The 12478-nt window shown below is 68.4% G+C and carries 11 protein-coding genes; 2 read left to right on the top strand and 9 right to left on the bottom strand.

Features of this window, described 5'->3' with window-relative positions:
* Positions 1-356: 356 nt before the first annotated feature.
* The 3 genes from ACZ4SA_RS35230 to thyX form a co-directional block, all read right to left on the bottom strand.
* Complete coding sequence (locus ACZ4SA_RS35230; RefSeq protein ID WP_468282330.1) at positions 357-2042, bottom strand: ribonuclease J; 1686 nt, start codon at positions 2040-2042, stop codon at positions 357-359.
* A gap of 168 nt (positions 2043-2210) precedes the next feature.
* Positions 2211-3110, bottom strand: coding sequence for a 4-hydroxy-tetrahydrodipicolinate synthase (gene dapA / locus ACZ4SA_RS35225; protein ID WP_468282327.1), 900 nt, complete (start codon positions 3108-3110; stop codon positions 2211-2213).
* Positions 3111-3299: 189 nt separating this feature from the next.
* Positions 3300-4040 (bottom strand): FAD-dependent thymidylate synthase, encoded by a 741-nt coding sequence (thyX, locus tag ACZ4SA_RS35220; RefSeq protein WP_468282324.1) that lies wholly within the window; start codon positions 4038-4040, stop codon positions 3300-3302.
* Positions 4041-4238: 198 nt separating this feature from the next.
* Here thyX and ACZ4SA_RS35215 point away from each other — a divergent pair, with 198 nt between their 5' ends.
* Positions 4239-4508 (top strand): hypothetical protein, encoded by a 270-nt coding sequence (locus tag ACZ4SA_RS35215; protein ID WP_468282321.1) that lies wholly within the window; start codon positions 4239-4241, stop codon positions 4506-4508.
* A 129-nt stretch (positions 4509-4637) separates the two neighbouring features.
* Positions 4638-5186: a hypothetical protein gene (locus tag ACZ4SA_RS35210; protein WP_468282318.1), complete on the top strand. Its 549-nt coding sequence runs from the start codon at positions 4638-4640 to the stop codon at positions 5184-5186.
* 126 nt (positions 5187-5312) lie between these two features.
* Here ACZ4SA_RS35210 and ACZ4SA_RS35205 read toward each other — a convergent pair whose 3' ends face one another.
* The 6 genes from ACZ4SA_RS35205 to eccD all read right to left on the bottom strand — a co-directional run bounded on the left by ACZ4SA_RS35205 (position 5313) and on the right by eccD (position 12401).
* Entirely contained in the window at positions 5313-5765 is a 453-nt protein-coding gene (locus tag ACZ4SA_RS35205; protein ID WP_468282315.1) for a hypothetical protein, read from the bottom strand.
* 9 nt (positions 5766-5774) lie between these two features.
* Positions 5775-6527 carry a 4-hydroxy-tetrahydrodipicolinate reductase gene (gene dapB, locus ACZ4SA_RS35200; RefSeq protein WP_468282312.1) on the bottom strand — a complete coding sequence of 251 codons (753 nt, stop codon included), beginning with the start codon at positions 6525-6527 and terminating at the stop codon, positions 5775-5777.
* Positions 6528-6587: 60 nt separating this feature from the next.
* Positions 6588-7967, bottom strand: a complete 1380-nt coding sequence (locus ACZ4SA_RS35195) for a M16 family metallopeptidase (RefSeq protein ID WP_468282309.1) — start codon at positions 7965-7967, stop codon at positions 6588-6590.
* Positions 7964-10180, bottom strand: a complete 2217-nt coding sequence (locus ACZ4SA_RS35190) for a polyribonucleotide nucleotidyltransferase (RefSeq protein WP_468282306.1) — start codon at positions 10178-10180, stop codon at positions 7964-7966. Before ACZ4SA_RS35190 ends, ACZ4SA_RS35195 begins: the two co-directional genes overlap by 4 nt.
* A gap of 275 nt (positions 10181-10455) precedes the next feature.
* Entirely contained in the window at positions 10456-10746 is a 291-nt protein-coding gene (gene rpsO / locus ACZ4SA_RS35185) for a 30S ribosomal protein S15 (RefSeq protein WP_093600212.1), read from the bottom strand.
* Positions 10747-10901: 155 nt separating this feature from the next.
* The gene (gene eccD, locus ACZ4SA_RS35180) at positions 10902-12401 is read right to left on the bottom strand and encodes a type VII secretion integral membrane protein EccD (protein ID WP_468282302.1); all 1500 of its coding nucleotides are present in this window, start codon (positions 12399-12401) and stop codon (positions 10902-10904) included.
* Between the last annotated feature and the right edge of the window lie 77 nt (positions 12402-12478).

The raw sequence follows: 12478 nt of genomic DNA, 5'->3' as shown, positions 1-12478 counted from the left end.
TGAGTTCTCAAGGAACGGACGCTTCCTTTGTACTCACCCCTGCGGGCTTTCCTCCGGGCGCTTCCCTCCGGTCTTGCGTTTCCGACTCTATCAGACTCTTTCGTGTCCGATTCCCGGCCGACGGGGTTCTCTACTGAGCAGAGAATTTCTTGCTTTTACCTTCCGGTTCTCCGCTTTCGCGTTTCCCTTTCCGGCGACTCCGACTTTATCAGAGATTCTGAGTCGGAATTCCCCGCCCCCTTCGGGCACCACAAAGCACACATGAGTGTGCAGGGGTTCCCGGTCAGGCGGAGCCGTAAACGTACTGGAGCGGGGCGCCCCGATGCAAATCGGGGGCCCCGCGCCAGTGTTGGGCGTCAGACCTCGACGACGACCGGGAGGATCATCGGGCGCCGGCGGTAGGTGTCGGAGACCCACTTGCCCACCGTGCGGCGAACGAGTTGCTGCAGCTGGTGGGGTTCTGCGACGCCGTCGGAAGCCGCCTTGGCGATCGCATCCTCGATCTTGGGCATGACGGCGGAGAACGCCGAGTCGTCGATACCCGAGCCCCTCGCGTGGATGTTGGGCCCGCCCACGACCTTGCCCGTCGTGCTGTCCACGACGAGGAAGACGGAGATGATGCCCTCTTCGCCGAGGATGCGGCGGTCCTTCAGCGCGGGCTCCCTGACATCGCCGACCGAGAGGCCGTCCACGTACACGTAACCGGCCTGGACCTTGCCGACGATTTTGGCCTTGCCGTCGACGAGGTCGACGACGACACCGTCCTCGGCGATCACGATGCGGTCCTTGGGAACACCCGTCAGGGCCCCGAGCTCCGCATTGGCCCGCAGATGGCGCCACTCGCCATGAACCGGCATCAGGTTCTTCGGCTTGCAGATGTTGTAGAAGTACAGCAACTCGCCGGCCGACGCATGGCCGGAGACATGGACCTTGGCGTTGCCCTTGTGGACGACGTTCGCGCCCCAGCGGGTCAGGCCGTTGATCACGCGGTAGACCGCGTTCTCGTTGCCCGGGATCAGGGACGACGCCAGGATGACCGTGTCCCCCTGGACGATGCGGATCTGGTGATCACGGTTGGCCATCCGGGAGAGGGCCGCCATCGGCTCGCCCTGGGAGCCCGTGCAGACGAGGACGACCTCGTGGTCCGGGAGATCGTCCAGGGTCTTGACGTCGACGACGAGCCCGGCGGGGACCCGCAGGTATCCCAGGTCGCGGGCGATGCCCATGTTGCGGACCATCGAACGTCCGACGAAGGCCACCCGCCTGCCGTACTCGTGGGCGGCGTCGAGGATCTGCTGGATGCGGTGCACATGGCTGGCGAAGCTGGCCACGATGATGCGCTTCTGGGCATTCGCGAAGACCGTCCGCAGGACGTTCGAGATCTCGCGCTCCGGCGGGACGAAGCCCGGGACCTCGGCATTCGTCGAGTCCGAGAGCAGGAGGTCGATGCCCTCCTCGCTCAGACGCGCGAACGCATGGAGGTCGGTGAGGCGCCGGTCCAGCGGCAGCTGGTCCATCTTGAAGTCGCCCGTGTGGACCACCATGCCCGCGGGCGTGCGGATGGCGACCGCCAGGGCGTCCGGGATGGAGTGGTTGACCGCGATGAACTCGCAGTCGAAGGGCCCGATCCGCTCGCGATGCCCCTCGGTCACCTCGAGGGTGTAGGGGCGGATGCGATGCTCCTGGAGCTTGGCCTCGATCAGGGCGAGGGTCAGCTTGGAGCCGATCAGCGGAATGTCGGGCTTCAGACGGAGCAGGAACGGTACGGCGCCGATGTGGTCCTCGTGGCCGTGCGTGAGCACGATGCCGTCGATGTCGTCGAGGCGGTCCCTGATCGTGGTGAAGTCCGGCAGGATCAGGTCGATCCCGGGCTGCTCCTCCTCGGGGAAGAGGACACCGCAGTCGACGATGAGCAGCCGGCCGCCGTACTCGAAGACGGTCATGTTCCGGCCGATCTCACCGAGACCGCCGAGCGGGGTGACGCGCAGGCCGCCCTCGGGCAGCTTCGGCGGCGCGCCGAGTTCAGGATGCGGATGACTCAAAAGACTCTCCTCACCATGTACGCCACGTACCGCTGGGGCACGTGGCGTACATGACATTCGTGCACTTGCTGTGCTGTGTCCGGCCGGGTCCGTGCGGCCGACCGCTGTCGGTCGGCGACGTGTCGGTCTCATCAGCCGGTTCTGCGTTTATTCAGTTGTGAAGTCTGTTCAGAGCTCTACCCCGCCGGCGGCCAGGTCGACCTTGAGCTGTGCGGTTTCTTCCGGCGACAGTTCGACGAGCGGAAGGCGCAGCGGACCGGCCGGCAGGCCCTGGAGCGTCAGCGCCGCCTTGGTGGTGATGACGCCCTGGGTGCGGAACATGCCGGTGAAGACCGGGAGCAGCTTCTGGTGGATCTCCGTCGCCTTCTGGACGTCCCCGCCGCGGTAGGCGTCGAGCAGAGCGCGCAGCTCCGGAGTGACCACGTGGCCCACGACGGAGACGAAGCCGCAGGCGCCGACCGAGAGCAGCGGCAGGTTGAGCATGTCGTCGCCCGAGTACCAGGCGAGGCCGCTGCGGGCGATGGCCCAGCTGGCGCGCCCGAGGTCGCCCTTGGCGTCCTTGTTGGCGACGATCCGCGGGTGGTCGGCGAGGCGTACGAGCGTCTCGGTGTCGATCGGGACGCCGCTGCGTCCCGGGATGTCGTAGAGCATCACCGGCAACTCCGTCGCGTCGGCGATGGCCGTGAAGTGACGGAGCAGGCCCGACTGAGGGGGCTTGTTGTAGTACGGGGTCACAGCGAGCAGGCCGTGCGCGCCGGCGCGCACGGCGGCGCAGGCAAGTTCGATGCTGTGGCGTGTGTCGTTGGTGCCGATGCCGGCGACGACGTGGGCCCGGTCTCCGACCGCTTCCAGTACAGCCCGTACGAGCTGGTCTTTCTCCGCGTCGCTGGTGGTGGGCGACTCGCCGGTGGTGCCATTGATGATCAGGCCGTCGTTGCCTGCGTCCACCAGATGGACGGCGAGCTGCTGGGCGCCATCGAGGTCAAGTGCGCCGTCCGCCGTGAAGGGCGTGACCATGGCAGTGAGGACCCGCCCGAAGGGGGTCTGCGGAGTGGAGATCGGAGCCATGGGTAACACGCTACTCGCTGCTCGTCGCAGGGGGTCCCCTCGGGGGACGTGACGTACGACGTGGCATGCGGAGCCCGGCACTGCCTGCTCGGGGGTTCAAGCAGTGCCGGGTCCGTTTGATCAGCCTAGATGAACTTCTCGAAACGCCGCAATACGGACACTTCGCCAGGCTGACCGTACATCTGTGCCCTACGGGGCGACGCGCCCGTTGGCGTTGAAGGCGGCGTAGGTCAGCGGCATGAGCTTCGCCCAGTGCTGCTCCATCTTCTCGCCGACCATCTCGATCTCACGCTGCGGGAAGGACGGGACCTTGGCGTCGTCGTGCTGGGTGCGCAGGCCGAGGAAGTGCATCAGCGAGCGGGCGTTGCACGTCGCGTACATCGACGAGTACATGCCGACCGGCAGCACCGCCCGGGCGACCTCGCGGGCGACGCCCGCGTCGAGCATCTCCGCATACGCCTCGTACGCCCGGCGGTAGGAGTCCTCCATCACCCGGCCGGTGAGCTCCTGCTGGGCCGCGGTGCCCTCGACGAAGACGTACTTCCCCGGACGGCCCTCCTGGACGAGCTTGCGCTCGGCGTCCGGGACGTAGAACACCGGCTCCAGGCGGCGGTAGCGGCCCGACTCCTCGTTGTACGACCAGCCGACGCGGTGCCGCATGAACTCGCGGAAGACGAAGATCGGGGCACTGATGAAGAAGGTCATCGAGTTGTGCTCGAACGGGCTGCCGTGACGGTCCCGCATCAGGTAGTTGATGAGGCCCTTGGAGCGCTCAGGGTCCTTCGAGAGCTCGTCGAGGGACTGCTCACCCGCCGTGGAGACACGGGCCGCCCACAGCACGTCGGAGTCTCCGGCCGTGTGCTTCACCAGCTCGACGGTGACATCGCTGCGGAAGCTGGGCTTTACGTTCTCTGCGGGGGTCTGGCTCACCGGCGCGGTCCTTCCAGTTGCATCGCTCGGGCGGCGCCCACTCTACGGGGCGGCACTGACAGCGAAGACCATGACGCCATTCGGGTGTCCTTTGGCCAATTCGGGGAATTCGGGCACCGAATGGCCGCGTTGCGCGTCTGTACCAGTAGCGGCATCCAGTCCCGCAGCTTCCGTCACGATTTCCTAGGAGAGTCCCTGATGTTCCTCCCCCAGCAGCTACCGCTGGGCGGTGCCCCCACGCGAGAGGCCGTCCCCTTCGCGTTCGTCGCCGAGGCCGACGCCTTCCGCAGTAACGTCGCTCCCCCGCCGCGTACCCGACCCAGCCGTTCGCAGCTCGCGGGCCGGGTGCTCGTCGGGCTGACCGTCGTCGGCGGACTTGTCGGGTCCCTGCTCTTCGGGCTTCCCGCACTGGAGACCGGTCGGACACCGGCTCACACGCAGCAGTCCGAAGCCTCCCAGGGGCGCTGACCCTTCCCCCCTGATGCCCGGTGTCCTGGGACGCACCCCAGGGCACCCTGAGGTGGTCGCGCTCCGGCGGTCTCGGTAGCCTCACCCGGGCACAGCCCAATCGAGTGTGCTGGTGAGTGAGGATCCGTCGTGCCCCTGCCCTTCCTGACGGCCGACCGTGCTTTTGACACGCAAGCGGATGATGTCGCGCTGCCTTTCGACGATCACGACCAGTGGCGGCGTCCGTACCGCCCGGGGCCGTGGCGGGTGGGGGCCGCGGCTCTTCTGCTGCTGCTTGCCTCTTTCGTGCTGATCGCGGCGATGATCACCGCTTTCGCGGGCGCCCTGCCCGGTGCGGGAGCGTGCTTCGCCCTGGGTTCCGTGATGATCGCTGCAGCTCTGAGACTGCTTCGTATGGGGGTCTGGGTCAGCCGCCACGGCCTGCGGCACGTGGCGTTCCTGAGGACCGGCACGACGCGCTGGCAGCGCACCACGGAGCTGCGCACCGTGCAGCAGCCGGTGCGCTGGCTCGGACTTCCCCGCACCGTACAGGGACAGGCACTCGTGATGGCACGGCACGGTGCGGAGCCGCTCACGCTGCTCACCGACCACAACGCCGATTTCCTGTCCCGCCCGGAAGCCTTCGACCGGGCGGCCGACACCGTGGAGGCGTGGGGCGCGGAGTACCGCGCCGGCTGACGCTGCGCGAGCCGGCTCGGGGCGAACCGGAGCCGGCTCCGTAGCGGCGGCGCGATTCTGCGCTCAGCACGGGACCGGTTTCAGGACCGGGCCGGGTTCACGGCCGTCTCTGCGCTGAGGATCCGGTCAGTTCGGAACGGGCCTGCCGTCGTGCAACGCGATAGCGCGCTGCATCGCCCGGCGGGCCCGAGGGGTGTCGCGGGCGTCGTGATAGGCGACGGCCAGGCGGAACCAGCAACGCCAGTCGTCCGGCGAATCCTCCGTCTCGGCCCGGCGCTTGGCGAACACGGCGTCCGCGGAGTCACGGTCGATACGGCCGCCCGGGGTGCGGACCAGCTCGTCGACGGGCAGCCCGCCCTCGGCCTCGAGTTCCGCGGCGAGCTGGTTGGCCCGGCTGACGAACTGCGTGTTCTTCCACAGGAACCAGACTCCGATCACCGGCAGGATCAGCACTGCGGCGCCGAAGGTGACGGTGATCGCGGTGCCCTGCTGTATCAGCATCACCCCGCGGCTGCCGACCAGGACGAAATAGACGACCAGGACGGCTGCCGTGACGAAGTACGTGATCTTTGCGCGCATGATTCCGCTTCAGCTCAGGTCGAGGAAGTTTTCCAGGCCGAAGGTGAGGCCGGGAGCGGACACCACACGGCGGACGCCGAGCAGGATGCCGGGCATGAAGCTGCTGTGGTGCAGGGAGTCGTGACGGATGGTGAGCGTCTCGCCCTCACCGCCCAGCAGGACCTCCTGGTGGGCGAGCAGCCCGCGCAGCCGCACCGCGTGCACGGGAACCCCGTCGACGTCGGCGCCCCGCGCGCCGTCGAGAGCGGTGACGGTGGCATCAGGCTGGGGCACACAGCCGGCCTCTGCGCGGGCCGCAGCGATCAGCTGTGCCGTGCGGGTGGCGGTACCGCTCGGGGCGTCGGCCTTGTTCGGATGGTGCAGCTCGACGACTTCGACGGACTCGAAGTAACGCGCCGCCTGCTGGGCGAACTTCATGGTGAGGACCGCACCGATGGAGAAGTTGGGCGCGATGAGTACACCGGTCTCGGGGGACGCGGCGAGCGAGGTGTTGAGCTGCGCGAGGCGGTCGTCGGTCCAGCCGGTGGTGCCGACGACGGCGTGGATACCGTGGCGTACGCAGAAGTCGAGGTTACCCATCACCGATGCGGGGGTGGTGAGCTCGACGACGACCTGGGCGCCGGACTCCACGAGGGACTCCAGCTTGTCACCGCGGCCGAGCGCCGCGACCAGTTCCATGTCGTCGGCGGCCTCGACGGCTCGTACCGCTTCCGAGCCGATACGGCCCTTGGCGCCGAGGACGGCCACGCGCAGCTTGCTCATCTCTAGCTTCCCTTGCTTCTAGGAGACCGCTTCCAGCACACCGCTTCCAGAGGACAGCTTCTAGGAAACAGCTTCGTGGAGACGGTCCGCCTGCTTGTCCTTGAGCGGGCCGATCACCGACAACGACGGGCGCCGGCCCAATACGTCCGCGGCCACGGCGCTCACCTCGTCAGGGGTGACGGCGGATATCCGGGCGAGCATCTCGTCGACCGACATCTGCTCGCCCCAGCACAGCTCGCTCTTGCCGATACGGTTCATCAGCGCGCCGGTGTCCTCCAGGCCGAGGACCGTGGAGCCGGAGAGCTGACCGATCGCGCGGCCGATCTCCTCGTCCGACAGGCCGTCCGAGGCCACCCGGTCGAGCTCGTCACGGCAGATCTTGAGCACGTCGTGGACCTGGCTGGGCCGACAGCCCGCGTACACACCGAACAGGCCGGTGTCGGCGAAGCCCGAGGTGTACGAATACACGCTGTAGGCGAGACCGCGCTTCTCCCTGACCTCCTGGAAGAGGATGGAGGACATACCGCCGCCGAGGGCCGTGTTCAGCACGCCGAGCGCCCACCGGCGGTCGTCGGTGCGGGCGAGGCCGGGCATGCCGAGCACGACATGGGCCTGCTCCGTTCTACGGTTCAGCAGGTCGACCTTGCCGGCGGTGCGCAGGGCGCGGCTGCCGTCGCGGGGCGCGGTGGGGACCGCGTCCGTACGGGACAGTGCACCGGCCTTCTCGAAGGCGCGGCGGACCTGGCGTACGACCGTGGCGTGGTCGATGTTGCCCGCTGCGGCGACGACCAGGTGGGTCGGATCGTAGTGCTTCTTGTAGAAGCGCCGGATGCGGTCCGCGGTCAGGGCGTTCACGGTGTCGACGGTGCCGAGGACCGGGCGGCCCAGCGGGGTGTCGCCGAACATGGTCTGCGCGAACAGATCGTGGACGCAGTCGCCCGGGTCGTCCTCGGTCATCGCGATCTCTTCGAGGATGACGCCGCGCTCTGCTTCGACGTCCTCCTGGAGGATCAGCGAACCGGTGAGCATGTCGCACACCACGTCGATGGCCAGCGGCAGGTCCGTGTCGAGCACCCGTGCGTAGTAGCAGGTGTACTCCTTGGCCGTGAAGGCGTTCATCTCGCCGCCGACCGCGTCGATCGCCGACGAGATGTCGAGGGCGGAGCGCTTGCGCGTGCCCTTGAACAGGAGGTGCTCGAGGTAGTGCGTGGCGCCGCCGAGCGAGGGGGTCTCGTCGCGGGAGCCCACGTTCGCCCAGATACCGAAGGTGGCGGACCGCACGGACGGCAGGGTCTCCGTGACGACGCGCAGGCCGCCGGGGAGGGTGGTGCGCCGGACGGTGCCGATGCCGTTCTGGCCCTCGAGGAGCGTTTGGGTACGGGCGACGGCCCGCGCCTCCGAAGAGGTGCGGGCCGTCGCCTGTGAACTACGGGACGTCACTTGTCGGTGTCGTCCTTCGTGTCGTCGCCCTCTTCGCCCTCGATCACGGGGATGAGGGAGAGCTTGCCGCGGGAGTCGATCTCGGCGATCTCGACCTGGACCTTGGAGCCCACCGCGAGCACGTCCTCGACGTTCTCCACGCGCTTGCCACCGGCGAGCTTGCGGATCTGCGAGATGTGCAGCAGACCGTCCTTGCCCGGGAGCAGGGACACGAACGCACCGAAGGTGGTCGTCTTCACGACCGTGCCCAGGTAGCGCTCGCCGACCTCCGGCATGGTCGGGTTGGCGATGCCGTTGATCGTGGCGCGGGCGGCCTCGGCGGCCGGGCCGTCGGCGGCACCGATGTAGATGGTGCCGTCGTCCTCGATCGTGATGTCGGCGCCGGTGTCCTCCTGGATCTGGTTGATCATCTTGCCCTTGGGGCCGATGACCTCGCCGATCTTGTCCACGGGGATCTTGACGGTGATGATCCGCGGGGCGTTCGGGGACATCTCGTCCGGGACGTCGATGGCCTCGTTCATCACATCGAGGATGTGGAGGCGGGCGTCGCGGGCCTGCTTCAGCGCGGCGGCCAGGACCGAGGCGGGGATGCCGTCGAGCTTGGTGTCGAGCTGGAGCGCGGTGACGAACGTCTTCGTGCCGGCGACCTTGAAGTCCATGTCGCCGAAGGCGTCCTCGGCACCGAGGATGTCGGTGAGCGCGACGTAGTGCGTCTTGCCGTCGATCTCCTCGGAGATCAGGCCCATGGCGATACCGGCGACGGGGGCCTTCAGCGGCACACCGGCGTTCAGCAGCGACATGGTGGAGGCGCAGACCGAGCCCATGGAGGTCGAACCGTTGGAGCCGAGGGCCTCGGACACCTGACGGATCGCGTACGGGAACTCCTCGCGCGTCGGCAGCACCGGCACGATGGCGCGCTCGGCGAGAGCGCCATGGCCGATCTCCCGGCGCTTGGGCGAGCCCACGCGGCCGGTCTCACCGACGGAGTACGGCGGGAAGTTGTAGTTGTGCATGTAGCGCTTGCGGGTCACCGGGGAAAGGGTGTCCAGCTGCTGCTCCATGCGGAGCATGTTCAGCGTGGTGACGCCCAGGATCTGGGTCTCGCCACGCTCGAACAGCGCGGAGCCGTGCACACGCGGGATGGCCTCGACCTCGGCGGCGAGCGTACGGATGTCCGTGATGCCGCGGCCGTCGATGCGGACCTTGTCCTTGATGATGCGCTCGCGGACCAGCTTCTTGGTCAGCGCGCGGTAGGCGCCGGAGATCTCCTTCTCGCGGCCCTCGAAGGCCGGGAGGAGCTTCTCGGCGGCGAGCTCCTTGATGCGGTCGAGCTCGGTCTCTCGCTCCTGCTTGCCGGCGATGGTGAGCGCCTGGGCGAGCTCGCTCTTGACGGCGGCGGTGAGCGCCTCCAGGACGTCGTCCTGGTAGTCGAGGTAGACGGGGAACTCACCGGTGGGCTTGGCGGCCTTGGCGGCGAGGTCCGACTGCGCCTTGCACAGGACCTTGATGAAGGGCTTCGCGGCCTCGAGACCGGCGGCGACGATCTCCTCGGTCGGCGCCTCGGCGCCGCCCTTGACGAGCTCGATCGTCTTCTCGGTGGCCTCGGCCTCGACCATCATGATCGCGACGTCGCCGTCCTCCAGGACGCGACCGGCGACCACCATGTCGAAGACGGCGTCCTCGAGCTCGGTGTGCGTCGGGAAGGCAACCCACTGGCCCTTGATCAGCGCGACACGGGTGCCGCCGATCGGGCCGGAGAAGGGCAGGCCGGCCAGCTGCGTGGAGCAGGAGGCGGCGTTGATCGCGACCACGTCGTACAGGTGGTCGGGGTTGAGAGCCATGATCGTCTCGACGATCTGGATCTCGTTGCGCAGGCCCTTCTTGAAGGAGGGGCGCAGCGGCCGGTCGATCAGGCGGCACGTGAGGATCGCGTCCTCGGAGGGCCGGCCCTCACGACGGAAGAAGGAGCCGGGGATCTTGCCGGCCGCGTACATGCGCTCCTCGACGTCCACCGTGAGGGGGAAGAAGTCGAGCTGGTCCTTGGGCTTCTTGGAAGCGGTGGTGGCCGACAGCACCATGGTGTCGTCGTCCAGGTACGCAACGGCGGAGCCGGCGGCCTGCTTTGCCAGGCGGCCCGTCTCGAAGCGGATGGTGCGGGTACCGAAGGCGCCGTTGTCGATGACAGCCTCGGCGTAGTGGGTCTCGTTCTCCACCAGCGGTTTCTCCTACATTCGTCTTTTCGTCCCCGCGCCCGTGTGGCCGGGGACCGTGGCGGAGAAGCGCGCCTTGTGTGCGGGCCGGTCTTCGATCGAAGCACCCGGGGTGTTGGCGTCCGGGGGCCACTACCGAGGACCGGCGGCGAGGAGGCGGCTTCTCGCGCGATGAGTGTGGCGTTGTGCAGACCAGACTAATTGCCGTCCGGCACATCGCGCACGTACAGCAAAGGGAGCGGCCCCCTAAGAGTGGGAACCGCTCCCTCCACGGCGTCTTACTTGGCACCGCCGGCCGCACCGCGGCGGATACCGAGCCGGTCCACCAGCGCACGGAAGCGCTGGATGTCCTTCTTGGCCAGGTACTGCAGCAGGCGGCGGCGCTGGCCGACCAGGATCAGCAGACCACGACGGGAGTGGTGGTCGTGCTTGTGCGTCTTGAGGTGCTCGGTCAGGTCGGAGATGCGGCGGGAGAGCATCGCAACCTGAACCTCGGGGGAGCCGGTGTCGCCCTCCTTGGTGCCGAACTCGGTCATGATCTGCTTCTTCGTAGCGGCGTCGAGAGACACTCGGTACTCCTCAATGGTGTCGATGCGCCCGCGAGTGCCCCTGGTCTCTGTCTCAGGGGAGCTTCCGTGACTCGGAGGCGGAGGCCCGTCGAGCGCTCCTCCCGGTGATCCGGGGGCGCGAACACAAACGGCCGTTGCACAGCGTACCAGTCGGTTCAGGACGTCAGCGCACGGATGGAGTGGTAGACGCCGAAAACCGCGAGGCACAACGGTACGAGCGTCAGCAGCACGAAAGTCTCCGCGATCTCCAGGAAGCGCCCCCAGAACGGGGTGACTCCCTTACGCGGCACGATCAGCCCGATCGCGACGATCAGTGCGGCGACCCCGGCGATCGCCGCGGTGAGCCAGACCGTACGGATGTCCAGTGCCCCGGAATCCCCCTGCAGCGCATCGCGGAACAGGGCTGTCGGCGGATTCAGGGCGAGCCCCAGCCCGAGCAGCACGAGCGCGCCGAGCCCGGCTGCGAGAGCGCAACCGACCTGGGTCGTGTAGCGGAACAGATGGGCCCGCATCAGCATGGCGACGCCGGTGGCCAGGGCCAGCAGCTGCCCCCAGGCGTTGTCCGAGAAGCCCAGCACCGCGGCGGAGCCCACAGCCACGAGCGCGCAGCCACCGACGAGACCGAGCAGCAGCTCGTGGCCGCGCCGGGCCTGGGCCGTGATCCGCCTGGCATCGACAGGGCCCTGGGGCGCGGGGTCGTCCCCGTAGTCACCGACCGTCGTCCGGGGCGGTTCGAAGCCGATGGGAAGGCGGGCGAAGCGGGTCGAAAGCCCGGGCAGGAAGGCGAGGGAGCCCACCGAGAGCGGGGCGCACACCGCGGCCGTCTCGCTGGAGGTCATCCTCGTCATGATCGCGACAAAGGTCACCAGCAGGCCGACGGCGGCGGCGAAGACGAATGCCACAAAAGGCCCGTCTCCACCGGGAGAGACGATCATGAGGATCACGGCGACGACCAGGACGGCCGCGCACGCGAGCAGGAACTGCAGCTTTCCGACGCCCTGACCCTGGGCGAGCGGCAGGAGCCCGGCCCCCGCGACAGCGGCGTTCGCCATGGCGCCGGCGCCGAGGGCGACGGCGGAGCCGCGGTCGTCATAGACGCGGGCCCGTACACCCGCGAGCGCCAGCAGCAGGACTCCGGCCACGGCGGCCAGGATCCCGGGCAGACCATGCATGTCGTGGCGAGGGTCGGCCGTCCACAACACGAAGGCGATCAGCACCAGCAGCACCGACCCGCCGGCCAGGCCGGAAGCACGCATCAGGCCGTCGCTCCACAGCGTCCGGTCACGGGCGACGGCGGATGCCACGGCGTCCGCGACGTCGTCGAAGACGGCCGGAGGCAACGATTCGGAGAAGGGGCGCAGGGACAGCAGCTCACCGTCGAGGATGCGCTGGGCGGCCAGCGAGCGGGACCCATCCAGGACGCTGCCGTCACGACGCACGAGGTGGTATCCGACGGGGGCGCCCGGCGAGGGGCTCTGCCCCGAAAGACGCAGAATCTCCGGGTAGAGGTCGGCGACAGGAATGTCCTCGGGCAACGCGACGTCGACCCGGCCGTCCGGCGCGACGACGGTGACCCGGCAGAAGCCGGTTCCGCCGCCGGACGGAGCCGTGGGAGCGGGCCGGCCGGTTCCGGTGGCCGCGGCTGGGGCCGTCATACTCACCTGCTGCTTCCCCTCGTGGTTCTCGTCGATCCTGGGCCTGGGAGGTGGATCGTACGGATCGTAGGCCAGGC

It is taken from the genome of Streptomyces sp. NPDC027962 (genome assembly GCF_055566095.1).
This window is presented reverse-complemented; position numbering and strand designations above follow the sequence as displayed.

What these genes read in the sequence shown, in the direction of transcription:
- dapA (WP_468282327.1), bottom strand. Translation starts at nt 3,110, where the DNA reads ATGGCTCCGATCTCCACTCCGCAGACCCCCTTCGGGCGGGTCCTCACT.
- ACZ4SA_RS35215 (WP_468282321.1), top strand. Translation starts at nt 4,239, where the DNA reads ATGTTCCTCCCCCAGCAGCTACCGCTGGGCGGTGCCCCCACGCGAGAG.
- ACZ4SA_RS35205 (WP_468282315.1), bottom strand. Translation starts at nt 5,765, where the DNA reads ATGCGCGCAAAGATCACGTACTTCGTCACGGCAGCCGTCCTGGTCGTC.
- dapB (WP_468282312.1), bottom strand. Translation starts at nt 6,527, where the DNA reads ATGAGCAAGCTGCGCGTGGCCGTCCTCGGCGCCAAGGGCCGTATCGGC.
- eccD (WP_468282302.1), bottom strand. Translation starts at nt 12,401, where the DNA reads ATGACGGCCCCAGCCGCGGCCACCGGAACCGGCCGGCCCGCTCCCACG.